Genomic DNA, 20,166 nt, shown 5'->3' on the forward strand with positions numbered 1-20,166 from the left:
GGCCATCTCGTAGCTCACCCTCACATCCGGAAGACGCCGAACTGGGGGTCACCCAGGGGCGCGTTGCCGCAGGCCGTCAGTGCCAGGCCCAGCACCTGCCGGGTCTCCAGCGGGTCGATGACGCCGTCGTCCCAGAGCCGGGCGGTGGCGTAGTAGGCGTTGCCCTGACGCTCGTACTGCTCCCGCACGGGCGCCTTGAAGGACTCCTCGTCCTCCGGGGACCACTCCTCGCCCCGGGCCTCGATCTGGTCCCGCTTGACGGTGGCGAGGACGGAGGCGGCCTGCTCGCCGCCCATGACGGAGATCTTGGCGTTGGGCCACATCCACAGGAAGCGCGGCGAATACGCCCGCCCGCACATGGAGTAGTTCCCCGCGCCGTACGACCCGCCCACGACGACGGTCAGCTTCGGCACGCGCGCGCAGGCGACGGCGGTGACCATCTTGGCGCCGTGCTTGGCGATGCCGCCGGCCTCGTAGTCCTTGCCGACCATGAAGCCGGAGATGTTCTGGAGGAACACCAGCGGGATGCCGCGCTGGTCGCACAGCTCGATGAAGTGGGCGCCCTTCTGGGCGGACTCGGAGAACAGGATGCCGTTGTTGGCGACGATCCCGACCGGGTGGCCGTGGATCCGGGCGAAGCCGGTGACGAGGGTCTGCCCGAACTCGGACTTGAACTCCGCGAACCGCGAACCGTCGACGACCCGGGCGATGATCTCGCGCACGTCGTAGGGGGTGCGGGAGTCGACCGGCACGGCGCCGTACAGCCCGTAGGGGTCGACCTTGGGCTCGACGACGGGCTCCGTGTGCCAGGGCAGGGCCCCGCGCGCGGGGAGGGTGGCGACGATGTTCCGCACGATCCGCAGCGCGTGCGCGTCGTCCTCCGCGAGGTGGTCGGTGACGCCGGACACGCGCGCGTGCACGTCCCCGCCGCCCAGCTCCTCCGCGGTGACGACCTCCCCGGTGGCGGCCTTCACGAGCGGCGGCCCGCCGAGGAAGATCGTCCCCTGCTCCCGCACGATGACGGCCTCGTCGCTCATGGCGGGCACATACGCGCCCCCGGCCGTACACGACCCGAGCACGGCGGCGATCTGCGGAATCCCGGCGCCGGACATCCGGGCCTGGTTGTAGAAGATCCGCCCGAAGTGCTCACGGTCCGGGAACACCTCGTCCTGCATGGGCAGGAAGGCCCCACCGGAGTCGACGAGGTAGAGACAGGGCAGCCGGTTCTCCAGGGCCACTTCCTGCGCCCGCAGGTGCTTCTTCACGGTCATCGGGTAGTACGTCCCGCCCTTGACGGTGGCGTCGTTGGCGACGACGACGCACTCCCGCCCGCTGACCCGACCGATCCCGGCGATGACCCCGGCGGCCGGGGCCTGTCCGTCGTACAGCCCGTCGGCGGCGAGGGGCGCCAGCTCCAGGAAGGGCGAGCCGGGGTCGAGCAGGGTGTCCACCCGCTCCCTCGGCAGCAGCTTGCCGCGCGCGGTGTGCCGGGCGCGGGCCTTCTCACCGCCGCCCAGCCGGGCCGCGGCGAGCTTGCCGCGCAGCTCCTCGACGAGAGCGCGGTGCGCCTCCTCGTTGGCCCGCCAGGCCGCCGACGCGGGGTCGGCCGCGGTCGCCAGCTCGGGTGCCTCGTGCATCGTGCGATCCCCTCACCCGTACGGCCGACCGGTGGGCCGGCCGTGTTAATGAGCGTTAACGTATGTCCGTCATGTTAACGACCGCTAACCACCCTGTCTACAATTGCCTCCATGAGCATCAGGACCGACGCCCCCACGCGGCGCGAGCAGATCCTCAAGGAGGCCGCCCGGCTCTTCGCCGAGCGCGGCTTCCACGGCGTCGGGGTCGACGAGATAGGCGCCGCCGTCGGCATCTCCGGTCCCGGCCTCTACCGCCACTTCCCCGGCAAGGACGCGATGCTCGCCGAGCTGCTGGTCGGCATCAGCGGCCAGCTCCTCGCCGGCGCGAAGCGCCGCCTCGCGGACGCGGACGGCGGCACGCCCTCGGCCGCCCTCGACTCCCTCATCGAGGGCCACATCGACTTCGCCCTGGACGACCGTCCCCTGATCACCCTGCACGACCGCGAGCTGGACCGCCTCCGCGACAGCGACCGCAAACTGGTCCGCCAGCTCCAGCGGCAGTACGTCGAACTGTGGGTGTCGGTGGTCCGGGAGACGTACCCGACCCTCACGGAACCCACGGCCCGCTCGGCCGTCCACTCGGTCTTCGGCCTCCTGAACTCCACCCCCCACCTGGGCCGCCGCGGCTCCCTGCCGGGGCGCGGGGCCACGGCGGAGCTACTGCACCGGATGGCGCGGGGGGCGTTCGGGGCGGCGGCGGGGCAGAGCTGACCCTCTTTCCGGCACGCGGGAGAAGGGGAACGCGCTGACTGGCCCCTTCGGCCCACGACGTCGCCCGACCACGAGGCGGCGGGGCAACTTCCCCTGAGCTGAGGCGAACGGGCTGTGAGTCAGAAGGGCCAATCGACCTCCCGCGCGGGTTGCCCCTGGGGTGGAGTGGGCCTTCAGTCCGTAAGGCAAGAGCTCCCGTGAGGCGTGTCCCAGCGGGCGGGACAGGCAGGACGGAGGGAGGTCGCTGCCTCACAATGGGGACATGCCGATATCCGGGACACCCAGCCGCGCCGAACTCGTCGACCACCTCGTCAGGACCCGTATCGCGGGTGAGGTGGCGACGCCGCGTGAGAACAACCTCTCCCACTACCGTCAGTTGTCCAACGGGGTGCGCAACTTCTGGCTCGGGTTGGAGTTGGGTGACCGCTGGAGCGACGAGCAGGACGTGCTCGCGGTGATGGCGGAGCGGGTGGGGGTGAACGACGACCACGAGTACCGGTACGGGCAGGACACCATCGACCCGGAGCTGACCGTCGCCGCGTTGGAGCGGATGGCAGGGCGGTTGCGGAAGGCCGTGGACGGGCGGCAGCGGGTGCTGTTCGCCACCGGGCACCCGGGCGGGCTGCTGGACGTCCACCGGGCCACCGCCGCCGCGGTGCGTGCGGCCGGGTGCGAGGTCGTCGTCATCCCCGACGGGTTGCAGACCGACGAGGGGTACGTCATGCAGTTCGCCGACGTCGCGGTGCTGGAGCACGGGGCGACCCTGTGGCACACGCACTCGGGTGAGCCGATGAAGGCCATCCTCACCGCGCTGGAGCGCGAGGGGCGTCCGCTGCCCGACCTCGTCGTCGCCGACCACGGCTGGGCCGGTTACGCCGCCCAGCACGGCGTCGACTCCGTCGGCTACGCCGACTGCAACGACCCCGCCCTCTTCCTCGCGGAGTCGGAGGGCACGCTCCAGGTGGCCGTACCGCTGGACGACCACGTCGTCAGTCCCCGGTACTACGACCCCATGACCGCGTATCTGCTGGCGGAGGCGGGGCTCGCCTAGCCGTGAGGTGAGGGGGCCGGACGGCGGCTGTCGGTGGGGCGCTCCGCCGACAGCCGTTGGGATGCTGCCGCCCCCGGCGAGCCGAGGCGGAAGGGAGTGCGCGCGACGCGGGTCAGGCTGGCGGCCGCCGTGGACACCGAGGCCGCGAACGGGGTCCGCCCCGTTCAGTCCCGTCCCCGTGGCACGCGTACCACGCCCTCCTGGATCACCGTGATCGCCAGGCGGCCGTCGCGCGTGTAGATGCGGGCCTGGCCCAGGCCCCGGCCGCCGTGGGCCGACGGGGACTCCTGGTCGTAGAGCAGCCACTCGTCGGCGCGGAACGGGCGGTGGAACCACATCGCGTGGTCCAGGGACGCCCCGACCACGTCACCCACGGCCCAGCCGCCGCGGCCGTGCGCCAGCAGGACCGAGTCCAGCAGGGTCATGTCGGAGACGTAGGTGGCCAGGACGACATGGAGCAGCGGGGTGTCGATGTCGCCGTCGAGCTTGCCGTGGGTGCGGAACCAGACCTGGGAGTGCGGGTCGCGGGGGGCGCCGTACTCGCCGTAGGGGGGTTCCTCGACGTAGCGGAGGTCCACCGCGGCGCGGGTCTCCAGGAAGCGCTCGACGACCCTCGGGTCCAGGTGGGCGTAGCCGCGCAGCCGGTCCTCCGAGGTGGGGAGGGTGGCCGGGTCGGGGGCGGGCGGCATGGGGTACTGGTGGTCCAGGCCCTCCTCCGCCGTCTGGAAGGACGCCGAGAGGTGGAAGACCGGGTGGCCGTGCTGGACGGCGACCACGCGGCGGGTGGTGAAGGAGCGGCCGTCGCGGATGCGGTCCACCGTGTAGATGATCGGCGCCCCCGGGTCCCCCGGGCGCAGGAAGTACGCGTGCAGGGAGTGCGCCGGGCGGTCGGCGGGGACCGTGCGGCCCGCCGCCACCAGCGCCTGGGCCGCCACCTGGCCGCCGAAGACCCGGGGGACCACGGCGGACCGGGAGCGGCCGCGGAACATGTCCCGCTCGATCTGCTCCAGGTCGAGCAGATCGAGCAGGGACGACAGTGCCTGACTCATGGGGTCAGTTGTACCTGTATCGGGCAACCTTTTCGTGGGCCTACAGACCCATGTTCTTGGCGATGATCATCTTCATGACCTCGCTGGTGCCGCCGTAGATGCGGTTGACCCGGTTGTCCGCGTACAGGCGGGCGATCGGGTACTCGTTCATGTAGCCGTAGCCGCCGTGCAGTTGCAGGCAGCGGTCGATGACGCGGTGCGCGACCTCGGTGCAGAACAGCTTGGCGCTCGCGGCCTCGGCGGCCGTCAGCTCACCGGCGTCCAGGGCCTCCAGGGCGCGGTCCGCGACCGCCTCGGCGGCGTCCACCTCGGCCTGGCAGGCGGCCAGTTCGAACTTGGTGTTCTGGAACGCGGCGACCGGCTTGCCGAAGACGGTGCGCTCCTGCACGTACTGCTGGGCGAACCGGACGGCGGCCTTGGCCTGCGCGTACGCGCCGAAGGCGATGCCCCAGCGCTCGGAGGGCAGGTTGGCGCCGAGGTAGGAGAAGCCCTTGTTCTCCTCGCCGAGGAGGTCCTCCACCGGGACCTTGACGTCGACGAAGGCCAGCTCGGCGGTGTCGGACGTCCTCAGGCCCAGCTTGTCCAGCTTGCGGCCGACGCTGTAGCCCTCGGACCTGGTGTCGACGGCGAAGAGGGAGATGCCGAAGCGGCGGTCCTCGGCGGTCGGCGCGGCGGTGCGGGCGCAGACGATGACCTTGTCCGCGTGGACGCCGCCGGTGATGAAGGTCTTGGCGCCGTTGAGGACGTAGTGCGTGCCGTCCTCACTGAGCTTGGCGGTGGACTTCATGCCCGCGAGGTCGGAGCCGGTGCCCGGCTCGGTCATCGCGATCGCCCACATCTCCTCGCCGGAGACGAACTTCGGCAGGAAGCGCTTCTTCTGCTCGTCGGTGGCGAGCATCTTGATGTAGGGCAGGGCGAGCAGGACGTGCACGCCCGAGCCGCCGAAGGTGACGCCCGCGCGGGCCGTCTCCTCGTACTGGATCGCCTCGAACTTGTGCGTCTCCAGGCCCGCGCCGCCGAACTCCTCCGGCACGTTGATGCCGAAGACGCCCAGCTCACCGAGCTTGTAGTAGAAGTCGCGCGGCGCCTGGCCCGCGGCGAACCACTCGTCGTACACGGGTACGACCTCGGCCTCGATGAAGGCGCGCAAGGTCTCCCGGAACGCCTCGTGATCCTCGTTGAACACCGTACGGCGCACGCCGTCACCTCCACGGGTACATGTCTAAGCGCTTGCTCAGAGGGCTACCGTACCGGTCAGTACGGATCGTCGTCCAGAGCGGTCCGCGTGGGCCTCGTCACGCCCCTCGGAACCCGCGGAGGGCGAACCACAGCTCCATCCGGACGTCCGGGTCGTCCAGGTCCGTGTCCAGCAGCGCGGCGCAGCGGGCGACGCGCTGGCGGACGGTGTTGCGGTGCACGCCCAGCGCCACGGCGGTGCGGTCCCAGCCACCGTGCAGGGAGAGCCAGGCGCGCAGGGTCTCGGCGAGGGCGGGGGTGAGCGGCGCGAGGAGCGCGCGGGCGTGCGCGTCGGCCTCCGCGGGCGGGACGAGCTCCGCGAGCCGGGGCGTGTGGTGGCGGAGAAGGGGCGTGCGCGTGGCGAGCGCGCGGGCCAGTGCGCGGGCCGCCTGGGCGTCGGCGGTGGGCCAGTCGGCGGGGCGGGCGGGGGCGCTCACGCCCAGGGTCCAGCCGGGCTGCGGGGCCGGTGCGCGGTCGGCGGGGACGAGGACCCGTACGACGTCCCCGGCCAGGTCGACCAGGGGCGAGCCCAGCGCCGTACCCAGGGCGGAGGCCGCCAGCGCGTCGGCGGGCGGGGTGCGCGGCCGGGCGCGCACCACCAGCCACCCCTCCTCGCCCCCGCCCAGCAGCGGCGCCACCGCCTCCGGCGCGGCCCCCAGCAGCAGCCGCACCAGCGCCGACGAGCGCGCCGACGCCGCGCCGCCCTGGTGCTCGCCGGTGAGCAGGGAGAGCAGGACGGCGGCCACGGAGGCGAGGGTGTGGTCGCCGGGCGCGCGGTGGGGGGCGGCCACGCCGAGGACGTGGCCCCGGGCGGCCCCGAGGGCGTAGGCGGTCAGCTCCGTGCCCTCCGCGGTGTCCGTGGCCGTCGTCGTCGACCGCGCCGTCAGCAGGCGCGCCAGCTCCCGCAGCCCCGTCCGCGCCCCGGCCGCCTCCGGCGTGCGCCCCGCCTCCGCGACCGGCTCCCCCTCCGGGTCGTACAGCACCGCCCACCCCGCCACCGCCCGCGCCAGCTGCCGCAGCACCGACGGCACCGGGTCGGGGCGGGCCGCCGCCGCGGCGAGGCCCTGCTGCGCCTGGGTGACGCGGCGGAGTTCGGTGTGCCGGGCGTCCGCCATGAGCTGCCAGACGGCACGGGCGACCGCCGCGAAGGTGGTCCGCGGCGGCACCTCCAGCAGCGGGAGCCCCCGCGCCTCGCAGGCCGCGACCAGCCCCGGGGGCACGGTGTCGTGCACGGGGGCGAGCCCGAAGCCCAGCGCCGCGCCGCCCGCCGCGACGATCCGGGAGACGTAGTCGTCGAAGTACGCCGCGCCCGGCGCCTCCGGCAGCTGCGCGCCCGCCGTCAGCAGCAGCTCCCCGCCCAGCAGGTACGGGTACGGGTCGGGCATCTCCGAGGCGTGCGCCCCGTGGATGACGACGCCGGACACGTCGGCGGGCCCGGCGATCCGCCGCAGGGCCAGGTCCTCGCGGGCCAGCAGCTCCGCCAGCGGCACCGGCGGGGTGGGTGGGACGGTCATGGTGTGCGGTTCCTCCATTCAGAGACCGACATATGGAGGATACGTACACTTCGCGGCGGCTCGGCGGCGGTCCTAGGGTCGGAACCATGACCAGTAACGAGACCCCCCGAGGCCCTGTCGACTCCTCCCGCGTCCCCCGGTACGCCGGTCCCGCGACCTTCGCCCGGCTGCCCCGCCTGGACGAGGTCGGCACCGCCGACGTCGCCGTGGTCGGGGTGCCGTTCGACTCGGGTGTCTCGTACCGTCCCGGCGCCCGCTTCGGCGGCAACGCGATCCGTGAGGCGTCCCGGCTGCTGCGGCCGTACAACCCGGCGCAGGACGCCGCCCCCTTCGCGCTGGCGCAGGTCGCCGACGGCGGGGACATCGCCGTGAACCCCTTCGACATCAACGAGGCCGTCGAGACGATCGAGGCCGCCGCCGACGACCTGCTCGGCACCGGTGCCCGGCTGATGACCCTCGGCGGGGACCACACCATCGCGCTGCCCCTGCTCCGGAGCGTCGCCAGGAAGCACGGGCCGGTCGCGCTGCTCCACTTCGACGCCCACCTCGACACCTGGGACACCTACTTCGGCGCCGAGTACACCCACGGCACCCCCTTCCGCCGCGCGGTCGAGGAGGGCGTCCTCGACACCTCCGCCCTCTCCCACGTCGGCACGCGCGGTCCGCTGTACGGCAGGCAGGACCTCACCGACGACGAGAAGATGGGCTTCGGCATCGTCACCTCCGCCGACGTCATGCGGCGCGGGGTGGACGAGATCGCCGACCAGCTCCGCCAGCGCGTCGGCGACCGGCCGCTCTACGTCTCCATCGACATCGACTGCCTCGACCCGGCGCACGCCCCCGGCACCGGCACCCCCGAGGCGGGCGGCATGACCTCCCGCGAGCTGCTGGAGATCCTGCGCGGTCTGGCCTCCTGCCACCTGGTCTCGGCGGACGTCGTCGAGGTGGCGCCCGCGTACGATCACGCGGAGATCACGTCGGTGGCCGCGTCCCACACGGCGTACGAGCTGATCACGATCATGTCCCGCCAGATTGCCGAGGCCCGCGCGCAGTGACCCACGACCACGACCTGGTGCTCCGCCCCACCGCCTCCCAGACGGAGGCCGCGCTGAACCCGCCCCCCGGCCGCACCGGCGGGGACCTGGTCGTGGAGACGCTCGCCGGGCTCGGCGCGACCACCGTCTTCGGGCTGCCCGGCCAGCACGCCCTCGCCGTGTTCGACGCCCTGCGCCGCTCCGACCTGCGGTACGTCGGGCTCCGGGTGGAGAACAACGCCGGGTTCGCGGCGGACGCGTACGGCCGGACCACCGGCGAGGCCGCGCCGCTGCTGCTGTCGACCGGGCCGGGTGCGCTGACCGCGCTGCCCGCGCTCCAGGAAGCGGCGGCGGCGAGCGCGCCCGTGGTGGCGATCAGCAGCCAGGTCCCGGCCCGGGGGCTGGGCGGCGGGCGCCACGGCTACCTGCACGAACTGCCCGACCAGGCCGCCTCGTTCCGGGGCGTGGTGAAGTCGGTGCACACCGTCCGTACGGCGTCACAGATCCCGTCCGCGGTCGCCGCCGCCTGGCAGTCGGCGCTGACGGCCCCGCACGGGCCGGTGTGGGTGGAGATCCCGCGGGACGTGCTCGCCGCCGAGACGGCGGTCCCGGTGGTGACCGGCGTCAACGCCACGCCGGAGGAGCTGGTGCCGAGGCCGGAACTGACCGCCGTGGCGGCCGACTTGCTGGCGCGTGCCGAGCGTCCGGTGATCGTCGCGGGCGGGGGAGTGGTGCGGGCGGACGCGGCGCGGAAGCTGCGGCAGCTCGCCGAGCGGGTCCAGGCGCCGGTCGTCACCACCTTCGGCGGCAAGGGCGCCTTCCCGTGGACGCATCCGCTGTCCCTCCAGTCCTGGCTGGAGGACCGGCACACCACCGACTTCCTGGAGGACGCCGACGTCCTCCTCGTGGTCGGCTCCGGGCTCGGGGAACTCTCCTCGAACTACCTCACGTTCCGGCCGCGCGGCCGGGTCGTCCAGATCGAGGCCGACCTCGGCAAGCTGGAGTCCAACCACCCGGCGCTCGGCATCCACGCCGACGCCCGGCTCGCCCTCCAGGCGCTGCTGGAGACGGTCGGGGAGCGCACCGACCCGACGGCGCCGGAGCGGGTGCGGGCGCTGCTGGAGCGGGTGCGGGCGCTGCTGGAGCGGGTGCGGGAGCGGATCGCCGGGCAGGACCTCGGCCTGGAGCGGGAGGTGCTGGGCGCCGTGCGGCGGGCGCTGCCCGCGCGGTCGCCGTCGTTCTGGGACATGACGATCCTCGCCTACTGGGCCTGGTCGGCCTTCGACGCCAAGGCGCCCAACCTCATGCACTCCGCGCAGGGCGCGGGCGGCCTCGGCTACGGCTTCCCGGCCGCCCTCGGCGCCGCCGTCGCCGACCCGACCCGCCCGGTCCTCGCAGTCTCGGGGGACGGCGGAGCGCTGTACTCCGTCGCCGAGCTGGCGACCGCCCGGCAGCACGACCTCGACGTCACGTGGCTGATCGTCGACGACGGCGGCTACGGCATCCTGCGCGAGTACCAGACCGACGCCTTCGGCCGGACGACGGCGACCGAGCTGACCCGCCCGGACTTCGTCGCCCTCGCCGAGTCCTTCGGCGTCCCGGGGGTCCGCACCACCCCCGGGACCCTGGAAGCGGACCTCACCGAGGCCCTGGCGTCACCCGGGCCCTCGGTGGTGGTGCTCCCGGCGGTGCTGCGGATGTTCGCGCCCACCCATACGGGATGACGGGACGTCAGCAGCCGCCAGGGCCCACCCCGTCGATGCGCCCGCCGAAGTCACCGAGGTAGCGCGAGCGCCAGTCGCCGTTGAAGACGTTGCGCTTCTCCTCGGGGCCCCAGTTGACGAAGCAGGCGCGGGTGCTCGCGACGAACGAGCCGACGTGGTCGTGCAGGAAGGGCGGCATGTCGCGGTAGCCGCTGCGGGCCGTCCACTCCCAGGTGTCGCCGCCGAAGCCCTCCCCGCTCCAGAAGCAGACCGACCCGTCGGCGCACGGGGGCGGGGCGGCGGCCTCCTGCTGCGCGGCGGCGGCGGACGGGGCGGGCAGCACCAGCGCCGTGAGGGCGAGTGCGGCGGCGGCGGACCAGGTACGAGGCTTCACGGGTCTCTCCACGGGTTCTCAGGGGGTCCTGGGCGGACCACTGCGGACGCCCCGGTCGGCTGTCCGACGGGACTTCGCCATGGTCGCGGGCCCGGGGGCCGTCTTCCCGTGAACGGGCGTTCACACCACCTGTTGGAGCGAACCGGTGGCTTGGCGCGGTGCGTCCGGTGCGGTGCCGGGCGCCGGCGCGCGGGGCGTACGGGCCCCTGAGCACCGGCGCCGGAGGCGGGCGCCTACCAGATCGCCTCGACCCACTCCGGGTGGTCGACGAACGGGTTCCGGTTGTGCTGGTAGGTGGTGTAGATGATCTCGTTGCGGCGCTCCTCGAAGGCGTCCGGCGGGTCCTGCTCGTTCCACTGCTTCAGCACCGACAGGCGGCCGAGGTAGGGCACGCTGCCGTTGCTGACCGAGTCGTTGGGCTCCAGGTCGGGCCAGCCGTCGGTGCCCTCGTAGCGGACGGCCATGTAGAGGACCATGCGGGCCACGTCGCCCTTGACCGCGTCGCGGGGCTCGAAGGAGTTGGCGTCGGTCAGGCTGCCCCCGCTGTTGCTGAAGGAGCTGCCGCCGTTGTCGAAGTCCTTGTTGCCGCGGACGCTGTTGACCTGCACGTCCTCGGGACGCAGATGGTGCAGGTCGGTGCCGGGGCCGGTGGCGGTGCCGAAGTCGCCGTGGGACTTGGCCCACACGTGCTCACGGTTCCAGTCGCCGACGTCGCCGCCGTTGAGGGACTTGCTGCGGGAGATGCCGGAGTAGAGCAGCCGCACGTTGGCGCTGTTGTTCGGGTCCTGGTCGGTGACCTTCAGGGCGTTCCAGACCGCCGAGTAGGACAGCTTGGTCTGGCTGCTGATGATCGTGTTCAGCGAGCTCTTCAGGCTGCTGCCGGTCTTGCCGACCGCGTTCCTGTAGTACGTCGAGTCGTAGTCGGTCGTCGTCGCCGCGGCCGGGGCGGCGGTGAGCGCGGGGGCCGTGAGGGCGACGAGGACGGCCGAGACGGCCAGGGCGAGGGGCTTGAGTCGGTGGTGGCGGCGGCGTACCGAGGTCACGGGCATGGGGGGTCCGTTCTACGCGGGGGGAGTGGACGAGGTGCTCTACGCGCGTTGATCGAAGGCTCGGATTGAGCATGACATGGACATGCATACCCACGGGTGAACAGAAGATTTCCGTCACGCGTCCGAACCCGGCACCCTCGCGTCCGGCGGAGGGGCGACATCCCCCACCCCGGCACTTTGGTCCCCCTGCGCCACACGCGTCCGTCAACCCGTCGCGGCGCCGGGCGTGTTGGCGTCCTGGCCACGCTCCCCCAGCCGTGGGATCACCGCGCGTACGCCCTCGGGGGCGTCCGTCCCGGACGGAGAGGCGGGCGCGCCACGGCGGTCATCCTCCGTCCGCCTGGTCCGCGAGCCCCTCCTCGCGGACCTCGTCGGCTGCCCCGCCCCGGGCGCCCCGGCGAAGCAGCCGCAGCCCGACCCGCCGCCCGACAACGCCGGGGCGATGACGGTCACCGGTCGCGCCGGGCACCGCCCGAGCGTCCTCCTCGCCAGCGACCACGACGGGAACCCGAACCGGACGACCCGCCGCTACGCGCTCACGTCCGGCTCTGAGCCGAGCCCGGCCTCCAGTCCTGGGCGAGGAGCCCCAGCAGCACCTCGTCCAGGAACTCGCCCAGCACCCACGCCGAGGACCGCAGCACGCCCTCGCGGACGAAGCCGTTGCGCTCGGCCGAGCGCAGCATCGCGGCGTTGTCCGCCAGCGTCTCCACCTGGAGCCGGTGCAGCCCGCGCACCACGAAGCCGTAGTGGCACAGCACCGCGACCACGTCGGTGCCGTAGCCCTTGCCGCGCGCGGACGGCAGCAGGCCGAGGCCGATGTGCGCGCACCGGTTGTGGGTGTCGATGCCCCACAGGTTGGCGGTGCCGACCAGCGTGCCGCCGGCCAGCTCCACCACGGAGAACGGGACGACGCCCTCCCGTGTGTCGTCCACCACGAGCCGGGGGTCCCGCGCCCCCGGCGTGACCGGCCGCCACGGCCCGGCCTCGGCCCGGGAGGCGTTGACCACGTCGTCGTACAGCTCGGTCCGCAGGACCGGGATGTCGTCCTCGTGCCGGGCCCGCAGCCCGACCTTGCTCCCCTTCAACATGCGCGCTTCCTATCCGACCGGGCGGACCCGCCGCAATCGAATACCGGAGCGGGTGCCGGGATGAAATCAGACCCCGTCCGCGTTGGTGCCTTCCGGAAGATCAGCTCGATGGAGGGAAGGCACCCGCGTGGACAGGCAACGGGGATGGGCTCGGCGGCTGGCCGGATACGCCTGGCGGTATCCGAAGGACGTCGTCCTCGCCCTCGGCTCGTCCCTCGCCGGAATGGCCGTCATGGCGGTCGTGCCGCTGATCACCAAGGTGATCATCGATGACGTCGTCGTGGACGAGAGCCGGGACATGGCGCCCTGGGCGGGCGCGCTGATCGGCGCCGCGCTGCTCGTCTACGTCTTCACCTACATCCGGCGCTACTACGGCGGCCGTCTCGCCCTCGACGTCCAGCACGACCTGCGCACGGAGATGTACGGCACGATCACCCGGCTCGACGGCCGCCGCCAGGACGAGCTGTCCACCGGGCAGGTCGTCGGCCGCGCCACCAGCGACCTCCAGCTGATCCAGGGCCTGCTCTTCATGCTCCCGATGACCATCGGGAACTTCCTGCTCTTCCTGATCTCCCTGGTGATCATGGCGTGGCTGTCCGTACCGCTCACGCTGGTCGCCCTCGCCGTCGCGCCCGCGCTGTGGTGGATCGCCAAGCGCAGCCGCACCCGGCTGCACCCGTCCACCTGGTACGCGCAGGCGCAGGCCGCCGCCGTCGCGGGCGTCGTCGACGGCGCGGTGAGCGGCGTACGCGTGGTGAAGGGGTTCGGGCAGGAGGCGCAGGAGACGGGCAAGCTGCGCGAGGTCGGGCGGAAGCTGTTCGCGGGGCGGCTGCGCACCATCCGCCTGAACAGCCGCTACACCCCCGCCCTCCAGGCCGTCCCCGCGCTCGGCCAGGTCGCCATGCTGGCCCTCGGCGGCTGGCTCGCGGTCCACGGGCACATCACCCTCGGCACCTTCGTCGCCTTCTCCACCTACCTCGCCCAGCTCGTCGGCCCGGTCCGGATGCTCGCCATGGTCCTCACCTTCGGCCAGCAGGCCCGCGCGGGCACCGAACGCGTCCTGGAGCTGATCGACACCGAGCCGTCCCTGACCGACGGCGAGCGCGACCTGCCCGCCGACGCGCCCGCGACCGTCGACTTCGACGACGTCTCCTTCGGCTACGACCCCGACCGCCCCGTCCTCGACGGCCTCTCCTTCCGCATCGCCCCCGGCGAGACCCTCGCCGTCGTCGGCTCCTCCGGCTCCGGCAAGTCCACGGTCTCCCTGCTCCTGCCCCGCTTCTACGACGTCACCGGCGGCGCCGTCCGCGTCGGCGGCCACGACGTGCGCGAGCTGACGCAGGAGTCGCTGCGGGCGGCGATCGGGCTGGTCCCGGAGGACTCCTTCCTCTTCTCCGACACCGTCCGCGCCAACATCGCCTACGGCCACCCCGACGCCACCGACGAGCAGATCGAGCAGGCCGCCCGCGCCGCCCAGGCGGACCGCTTCATCGCCGAGCTGCCCGAGGGCTACGCCACCAAGGTCGGCGAGCACGGCCTCACCCTCTCCGGCGGCCAGCGCCAGCGCATCGCCCTCGCCCGCGCCCTGCTCACCGACCCCCGCCTCCTCGTCCTGGACGACGCCACCTCCGCCGTGGACGCCCGCGTCGAGCACGAGATCCACGAGGCCCTCCAGCACGTCATGGCGGGCCGCACCACCCTGCTCATCGCGCACCGCCGCTCCACCCTCAACCTCGCCGACCGCATCGCCGTCCTGGACGCGGGCCGCCTCGCCGCCGTCGGCACCCACGAGGAACTGCAACAGCGCTCCCCGCTCTACCGCCGCCTGCTCACCGACCCCGACGAACTCGGCGCCGTCTCCCCGGGCCACGCCCTGCCCGAGGCACCCCGGGAGGACACCTCCGTACGCGACGAGCTGGACGCCGAGTTCGACGCCGAGCGCGGCATCACCCCGAGGCTCTGGGCGGGCGAGCGCCAGCCGAGGGACGCCGCGATGGAGGGCAGCCCCGCCACCCCCGAACTCCTCGCCCAGGTCGACGCCCTGCCCCCGGCGACCGACGTCCCCGACGTCGACGAGGCCCGCGCCGTCACCCCCGAGGACTCCTACGGCCTGCGCCGCCTCCTGCGTGGCTTCCGCGCCCCCCTCCTGGTCAGCCTCGCCCTGGTCGCGGTGGACGCGGGCACGGGCCTGCTGCTGCCCGTCCTGATCCGGCACGGCATCGACAGCGGCGTCACCGAGGCGGCGATCGGCGCGGTCTGGGCGGCCTCCCTGCTGGCGCTGCTCTCCGTGCTCGCCCAGTGGGCCGCGCAGACCGGCGAGATCCGGATGACCGGACGCACCGGCGAACGCGTCCTCTACGCCCTGCGCCTGAAGATCTTCGCCCAGCTCCAGCGCCTCGGCCTCGACTACTACGAGCGCGAGCTGACCGGCCGGATCATGACCCGGATGACGACGGACGTGGACGCCCTGTCGACGTTCCTCCAGACCGGCCTGGTCACCGCGTTCGTCTCGGTCGTCACCTTCTTCGGCATCATGGTCGCCCTGCTGGTCCTCGACGTCGAACTCGCCCTGGTCGTCTTCGCCACCCTGCCGCCGCTGGTCGTCGCCACGTTCTTCTTCCGCCGGGCGAGCGTGAAGGCGTACGAACTGGCCCGCGAACGGGTCTCCACGGTCAACGCCGACCTCCAGGAGATGGTGGCGGGCCTGCGGATCGTGCAGGCGTTCCGCCGCGAGGGAGACGGCGGCCGGGCCTTCGCCGAAGCCAGCGACAGCTACCGCCAGGCCCGGATCCACGGCCAGTGGCTGATCTCGGTCTACTTCCCCTTCGTGCAGTTCCTGTCGTCGGCCGCCGCGGTCGCCGTACTCGTCGTCGGCGCGGGCCGTATCGAGGCGGGCACGCTGACGACCGGCGCGCTGGTGGCGTACCTGCTCTACATCGACCTGTTCTTCGCGCCCGTGCAGCAGCTGTCCCAGGTCTTCGACGGCTACCAGCAGGCGACCGTCTCCCTCGGCCGGATCCAGGAACTCCTGCGCGAGCCGACCTCCACCCGGAACGCCGCCGAGCCCACCGGCGTACGCTCCCTGCGCGGCGAGATCGCCTTCGAGGACGTCCACTTCGCGTACGGCGGCGCCGATGACGGTGAGGCGGCCCTGACCGGCATCGACCTGCGCGTCCCCGCCGGGCAGACCGTCGCGTTCGTCGGCGAGACCGGCGCGGGCAAGTCGACGCTGGTGAAGCTGGTGGCCCGGTTCTACGACCCGACCGGCGGCCGGGTCACCGTCGACGGCACCGACATCCGCGCCCTCGACCTGACGGCGTACCGGCACCGGCTGGGCGTCGTACCGCAGGAGGCGTACCTGTTCCCCGGCACCGTCCGGGACGCCATCGCCTACGGCCGCCCCGACGCCACCGACGCCGAGGTGGAGGCGGCGGCCCGCGCGGTCGGCGCCCACGAGATGATCGCCACGCTGGAGGGCGGCTACCTGCACGAGGTCGCCGAGCGCGGCCGCAACCTCTCCGCCGGTCAGCGGCAGCTCATCGCGCTGGCCCGCGCCGAACTCGTCGACCCGGACGTGCTGTTGCTCGACGAGGCGACGGCCGCCCTCGACCTGGCGACGGAGGCGCAGGTCAACCAGGCCACCGACCGGCTCGCCGGCCGCCGTACGACACTGGTCGTCGCCCACCGCCTGACCACGGCGGCCCGCGCCGACCGGGTGGTGGTGATGGACCACGGCCGGGTCGCCGAGGACGGCACGCACGACGAACTCCTCGCGCGCGGCGGCCGGTACGCCGAGCTGTGGCGGACGTTCATCGGCGCGCCGGAGGAGAAGGACCTGGCCCCGGCGTCCACCGGACGCTGACGCAACCAACGGCCCCACGCCGTGCGTCCGTACACCAGTACGTCCATGGACGGCGGGGAGGTCAGGCCAGTGGGCAGGGGTGACAGGGGTGCGATACGGCGGTGGCTGGCGCTGTGCACGGCGGTGCTGGCCACGTCCGGGCTGCTGACGCTCATGACGCCCACGGACGCGCGGGCGGCGTCGTCCTGCGCGGGCCGCGCCGTCAGGTCGCTGCCGTTCTCCACCGGCACCGTGCACATCCACCGCGGCGGCGGCTACGTCTGCGCGGTCACCGTGCCCAGGAACCCCGGCCCGAAGCGCTCGATGTCGGTGAGCGTGCAGGCGCGCGGCAACCGTCCCGTCGTCGACAAGGGCACGTACCGCTACCGCGCGGGCCCGGTGACCGTGCACGCCGGTCAGCGGTGCGTGTGGGTGAAGGGCAAGGTGGGCCGGGGTGCGGTCAGTTCGGGCTGGATCCTCTGCTGAAGCCCCCTGGTGCGCGGGAGGTTGCTCCGATAACTTCCGGCGCACATGTGTTTCACAGGGGAGGCTGTATGCGCAAGGCGCTCAGATGGCTGCTCGCGCTCACGGTGCTCATAGGCGCACTGAGCACGGCGGGAACGGCCACCGCCGTCCAGCCGGAGGCCACGGACATCAAGGACCGGCTCCTGGACATCCCGGGCATGAGCCTGGTCGAGGAGAAGCCGTACCCCGGCTACCGCTTCTTCGTCCTGAACTACACCCAGCCGGTCGACCACCGGCACCCGTCCCAGGGCACGTTCCAGCAGCGCGTCACCGTGCTGCACAGGGACGAGTCCCGCCCGACGGTCTTCTACACCGGCGGCTACAACGTCTCCACGACGCCCAGCCGCCGCGAGCCGACCCAGATCGTGGACGGCAACCAGATCTCCATGGAGTACCGCTTCTTCACCCCGTCGCGCCCCGACCCGGCCGACTGGAGCAAGCTGGACATCTGGCAGGCGGCGAGCGACCAGCACCGCGTCTTCCAGGCGCTCAAGCCGGTCTACGACAGGAAGTGGCTGTCCACGGGCGGCTCCAAGGGCGGCATGACCGCCACCTACTACGAGCGCTTCTACCCCCGTGACATGGACGCCGTCGTCGCCTACGTGGCGCCCAACGACGTCGTCAACAAGGAGGACTCGGCCTACGACCGCTTCTTCGCGACCGTCGGGACCAAGGAGTGCCGCGACCGCCTGAACGGCGTCCAGCGCGAGGCCCTGGTGCGCCGCGAACCGCTGGAGGAGCGCTACGCGGCCTACGCCGCCGAGAACGGCTTCACCTTCGACACCGTCGGCAGCCTGGACAAGGCGTACGAGGCGACGGTCCTCGACTTCGTCTGGGGCTTCTGGCAGTACAGCCTGCTCTCCGACTGCGACACCGTCCCGGCGGACGCCGCGAACGCCACGGACGACCAGATCTGGGAGACCGTCGACACCATCGCGGGCTTCTCGTTCTACACCGACCAGGGCCTGGAGCCCTACACGCCGTACTACTACCAGGCGGGCACCCAGCTCGGCGCGCCGACGATCCACTTCCCGTACATCGAGAAGAAGTACGTCCGGTACGGCTACCTCCCGCCGCGCTCCTTCGTCCCCCGGGACATCCCGATGCGCTTCCAGCCGTCCGCGATGCGCGACGTCGACAACTGGGTCCGGCACCACGCCACCCGGATGCTGTTCATCTACGGCGAGAACGACCCGTGGGGCGCGGAACCGTTCCGCCTCGGCAAGGGCGCGCGGGACAGCTACGTCTTCACCGCCCCCGGCGCCAACCACGGCGCCCGGGTCGCCGGTCTCGTCGAGGACCAGCGGGCGCTCGCCACAGCCCGCATCCTGGAGTGGGCGGGCGTCGCCCCGGCCGCCGTCCAGTCGGACCCGACGACCGCGAAGCCGCTGGCGAAGTTCGACACCAGGCTCGACCACCGGGGAGCGGAACGCACCCTGCGCCCGTGACCTGACGCCGGGCCGCGCCCGTCCCTTCCCGGACGGGCGCGGCCCTTTTCCGGTGTCAGTACGACAGTCCGTACCCGATGGGATACAGCACCGCCGTCGGGTCGTCGGCCCGCTGCACCGGCACGGGCAGCCGCCCGCGCGGCGAGACCCGCCCCGCGATGACCCGCGCCGCGGCGCGCAGTTCGACGTCGGTCCAGGAGTACGTGGCCAGGTAGGCCCGCACGGACGGGAACCGGTTGACGTCGTACGGGTTGCGGATGGCGACCGCGACCACCGGCTTCCCGGTCTCCAGGAGCCGTCGCACCAGGGTGCGCTGGGCGCTGGTGGCGGAGACGTTGTACGTGGTCACCACGACGGCGTCCACGTCCGCCGCGGCGGCGACGGCCTGCTCGATGACCGCGGCGGACGGACTGGTGCCGGTCGTCAACGGGCTGGCGGTGAACCCCAGTTCAGTCAGCGCCCCCGCGAGGACACTCGTCGGGGGCCCCGTCGTACCGGAGGGCGAGGAGAGGTCGGGTCCCGCCACGAGGAGCTTCCGCTGGCGGCGCGGCGAGAGCGGCAGCACGGACCCCTCGTTGACGAGGAGGGTGGTGGTCCGCTCGGCGATCCGGTCGGCGGCCTCCAGGTGCCCCCGGGTGCCGACGGTGTGCTCGACCCCGCGCGGACTGACGTACGGCTCGGCGAAGAGGCCCAGCTTGGCCTTCAGCCGCAGCACCCGCAGGATCGACTCCTCAAGCCGCGCCTCGGTCAGCTCGCCGTCCAGGACGGCCTGCCGTACGGCGTTCCAGGCGAGGTCCAGCTCGGGCGCGTTCAGCAGCAGGTCGACGCCCGCCTTCAGGGCGAGCACGGGCACCCGGTCGTCGCCGTACTTGGTGCGGACGCCCGCCATGTCGAGCGCGTCGGTGACCACCACGCCGTCGTAGCCGAGGCGTTCGCGCAGGACGCCGGTGAGGATGGGCCGGGAGAGGGTGGCGGGGTCGCCGGAGTCGTCGAGGGCCGGGACCAGGATGTGCGCGGTCATGATCGAGTCGATGCCGGCCTCGATCGCCGCGCGGAACGGCGGCTCGTCCAGGGTCTCCCACTGCTCGCGCGTGTGCGTGATCGTCGGGAAGCCGTAGTGGCTGTCGACGGCGGTGTCCCCGTGCCCCGGGAAGTGCTTGGCGGTCGCGGCGACCCCCGACTTCTGGTACCCCGTCACCTCGGCGGCGACCAGCCCGGCCACGGCCTGCGGGTCGGCGCCGAAGGACCGCACCCCGATGACGGGGTTGGCCGGGTTGACGTTGACGTCGGCGACGGGGGAGTAGTCCTGCCGGATCCCCATGGCCCGCAGCTCACGCCCCGCGATCCGCCCGAGCGTCCGCGCGTCGGAGACGGACCCTCCGGCACCCATGGCCATGGCACCCGGGAAGAGCGTGGCGGGCTTCCCGACCCGGGCGACGATGCCGTGCTCCTGGTCGGTGGAGACCAGCACGGGCAGCCCGCGCGGCAGCCCGAGGGACGCCCGCTGGATGCCGTTGGAGAGGGCAGCGATCTGCTGCGGGTCCCGGGTGTTGTGCGCCCAGGCGAAGTAGATGACGCCGCCGAGCCGGTACTTGGCGATCAGCTCGGCGGCGGTGCGCACGCCGAACTGCGCGAGGTTGGCGTCGGCGTCGGCCTGGTCGGGTTCGGTGGCGGAGTGGCCGTAGACCCGGGAGACGAACAGCTGGCCGACCTTCTCCTCCAGCGTCATCCGGGAGATGAGGGCGCGGAGGCGGTCGTCGTCGGGGGCGGCGTAGGCGGGTGCTCCCATGGCGAGTGCGGCGGTGACGCCCGCCGTGGCGGCGAGGACGGTGCGTCTGGAGGGGACGGATGCGGGGGTACCCGCGCCGGTGTCTTGCACGTGCGCT

Annotated in this window: 15 protein-coding genes; 7 read left to right on the top strand and 8 right to left on the bottom strand. The window is 73.0% G+C overall.

The genetic code is table 11. The features are described 5' to 3' along the window. Nucleotides 1-20 precede the first annotated feature (20 nt). A complete protein-coding gene (locus ABZ659_RS03855) occupies nucleotides 21-1,637 on the bottom strand; it encodes a carboxyl transferase domain-containing protein (RefSeq protein ID WP_360213075.1) in 1,617 nt (538 codons plus the stop codon). Nucleotides 1,638-1,748: 111 nt separating this feature from the next. Here ABZ659_RS03855 and ABZ659_RS03860 point away from each other — a divergent pair, with 111 nt between their 5' ends. Both ABZ659_RS03860 and ABZ659_RS03865 read left to right on the top strand, forming a co-directional pair. Then, the gene (locus tag ABZ659_RS03860) at nucleotides 1,749-2,348 is read left to right on the top strand and encodes a TetR/AcrR family transcriptional regulator (RefSeq protein ID WP_360213077.1); all 600 of its coding nucleotides are present in this window, start codon (nucleotides 1,749-1,751) and stop codon (nucleotides 2,346-2,348) included. Between the two features lie 262 nt (nucleotides 2,349-2,610). After that, the gene (locus ABZ659_RS03865) at nucleotides 2,611-3,399 is read left to right on the top strand and encodes a phosphatase (RefSeq protein ID WP_360213079.1); all 789 of its coding nucleotides are present in this window, start codon (nucleotides 2,611-2,613) and stop codon (nucleotides 3,397-3,399) included. Between the two features lie 164 nt (nucleotides 3,400-3,563). On the opposite strand, the gene ABZ659_RS03870 is transcribed toward ABZ659_RS03865, so the two are convergent. From ABZ659_RS03870 to ABZ659_RS03880, 3 genes are all read right to left on the bottom strand, one after another. Further along, a complete protein-coding gene (locus ABZ659_RS03870) occupies nucleotides 3,564-4,448 on the bottom strand; it encodes an acyl-CoA thioesterase II (protein ID WP_360213081.1) in 885 nt (294 codons plus the stop codon). A 40-nt stretch (nucleotides 4,449-4,488) separates the two neighbouring features. Continuing rightward, entirely contained in the window at nucleotides 4,489-5,646 is a 1,158-nt protein-coding gene (locus ABZ659_RS03875; RefSeq protein ID WP_360213083.1) for an acyl-CoA dehydrogenase family protein, read from the bottom strand. 97 nt (nucleotides 5,647-5,743) lie between these two features. Then, nucleotides 5,744-7,216, bottom strand: coding sequence for a helix-turn-helix domain-containing protein (locus ABZ659_RS03880; protein ID WP_360213085.1), 1,473 nt, complete (start codon nucleotides 7,214-7,216; stop codon nucleotides 5,744-5,746). A 68-nt stretch (nucleotides 7,217-7,284) separates the two neighbouring features. Between ABZ659_RS03880 and speB the strand changes: the two genes are divergently transcribed. After that, complete coding sequence (gene speB / locus ABZ659_RS03885; protein ID WP_360213087.1) at nucleotides 7,285-8,253, top strand: agmatinase; 969 nt, start codon at nucleotides 7,285-7,287, stop codon at nucleotides 8,251-8,253. Beyond that, on the top strand, nucleotides 8,250-9,956 hold the full coding sequence (locus tag ABZ659_RS03890; protein ID WP_360213089.1) for a thiamine pyrophosphate-binding protein: 1,707 nt from the start codon (nucleotides 8,250-8,252) through the stop codon (nucleotides 9,954-9,956). The genes speB and ABZ659_RS03890 overlap by 4 nt, the downstream gene beginning before the upstream one ends. Before the next feature lie 7 nt (nucleotides 9,957-9,963). Here the strand turns inward: ABZ659_RS03890 and ABZ659_RS03895 are convergent, their stop codons facing one another. The 3 genes from ABZ659_RS03895 to ABZ659_RS03905 form a co-directional block, all read right to left on the bottom strand. Continuing rightward, nucleotides 9,964-10,329, bottom strand: coding sequence for a peptidase inhibitor family I36 protein (locus ABZ659_RS03895; RefSeq protein WP_360213091.1), 366 nt, complete (start codon nucleotides 10,327-10,329; stop codon nucleotides 9,964-9,966). Between the two features lie 233 nt (nucleotides 10,330-10,562). Next, entirely contained in the window at nucleotides 10,563-11,378 is an 816-nt protein-coding gene (locus ABZ659_RS03900; RefSeq protein WP_360213093.1) for an endonuclease, read from the bottom strand. A 536-nt stretch (nucleotides 11,379-11,914) separates the two neighbouring features. Further along, on the bottom strand, nucleotides 11,915-12,466 hold the full coding sequence (locus tag ABZ659_RS03905) for a GNAT family protein (protein WP_360213095.1): 552 nt from the start codon (nucleotides 12,464-12,466) through the stop codon (nucleotides 11,915-11,917). A gap of 127 nt (nucleotides 12,467-12,593) precedes the next feature. Between ABZ659_RS03905 and ABZ659_RS03910 the strand changes: the two genes are divergently transcribed. The 3 genes from ABZ659_RS03910 to ABZ659_RS03920 all read left to right on the top strand — a co-directional run bounded on the left by ABZ659_RS03910 (nucleotide 12,594) and on the right by ABZ659_RS03920 (nucleotide 18,280). Beyond that, nucleotides 12,594-16,328 (top strand): ABC transporter ATP-binding protein, encoded by a 3,735-nt coding sequence (locus ABZ659_RS03910; protein WP_360213097.1) that lies wholly within the window; start codon nucleotides 12,594-12,596, stop codon nucleotides 16,326-16,328. 105 nt (nucleotides 16,329-16,433) lie between these two features. Then, nucleotides 16,434-16,793 carry a hypothetical protein gene (locus ABZ659_RS03915; protein ID WP_360213388.1) on the top strand — a complete coding sequence of 120 codons (360 nt, stop codon included), beginning with the start codon at nucleotides 16,434-16,436 and terminating at the stop codon, nucleotides 16,791-16,793. Nucleotides 16,794-16,861: 68 nt separating this feature from the next. Further along, nucleotides 16,862-18,280 (top strand): S28 family serine protease, encoded by a 1,419-nt coding sequence (locus tag ABZ659_RS03920; protein ID WP_360213099.1) that lies wholly within the window; start codon nucleotides 16,862-16,864, stop codon nucleotides 18,278-18,280. Between the two features lie 55 nt (nucleotides 18,281-18,335). On the opposite strand, the gene ABZ659_RS03925 is transcribed toward ABZ659_RS03920, so the two are convergent. Continuing rightward, nucleotides 18,336-20,159: a glycoside hydrolase family 3 protein gene (locus ABZ659_RS03925; protein WP_360213101.1), complete on the bottom strand. Its 1,824-nt coding sequence runs from the start codon at nucleotides 20,157-20,159 to the stop codon at nucleotides 18,336-18,338. Nucleotides 20,160-20,166: the final 7 nt, after the last annotated feature.

Source organism: Streptomyces sp. NPDC006997 (assembly GCF_040635175.1).
Taxonomy (GTDB): domain Bacteria; phylum Actinomycetota; class Actinomycetes; order Streptomycetales; family Streptomycetaceae; genus Streptomyces.

What these genes read in the sequence shown, in the direction of transcription:
- ABZ659_RS03855 (WP_360213075.1), bottom strand. Translation starts at nt 1,637, where the DNA reads ATGCACGAGGCACCCGAGCTGGCGACCGCGGCCGACCCCGCGTCGGCG.
- ABZ659_RS03860 (WP_360213077.1), top strand. Translation starts at nt 1,749, where the DNA reads ATGAGCATCAGGACCGACGCCCCCACGCGGCGCGAGCAGATCCTCAAG.
- ABZ659_RS03865 (WP_360213079.1), top strand. Translation starts at nt 2,611, where the DNA reads ATGCCGATATCCGGGACACCCAGCCGCGCCGAACTCGTCGACCACCTC.
- ABZ659_RS03870 (WP_360213081.1), bottom strand. Translation starts at nt 4,448, where the DNA reads ATGAGTCAGGCACTGTCGTCCCTGCTCGATCTGCTCGACCTGGAGCAG.
- ABZ659_RS03880 (WP_360213085.1), bottom strand. Translation starts at nt 7,216, where the DNA reads ATGGAGGAACCGCACACCATGACCGTCCCACCCACCCCGCCGGTGCCG.
- speB (WP_360213087.1), top strand. Translation starts at nt 7,285, where the DNA reads ATGACCAGTAACGAGACCCCCCGAGGCCCTGTCGACTCCTCCCGCGTC.
- ABZ659_RS03900 (WP_360213093.1), bottom strand. Translation starts at nt 11,378, where the DNA reads ATGCCCGTGACCTCGGTACGCCGCCGCCACCACCGACTCAAGCCCCTC.
- ABZ659_RS03905 (WP_360213095.1), bottom strand. Translation starts at nt 12,466, where the DNA reads ATGTTGAAGGGGAGCAAGGTCGGGCTGCGGGCCCGGCACGAGGACGAC.
- ABZ659_RS03920 (WP_360213099.1), top strand. Translation starts at nt 16,862, where the DNA reads ATGCGCAAGGCGCTCAGATGGCTGCTCGCGCTCACGGTGCTCATAGGC.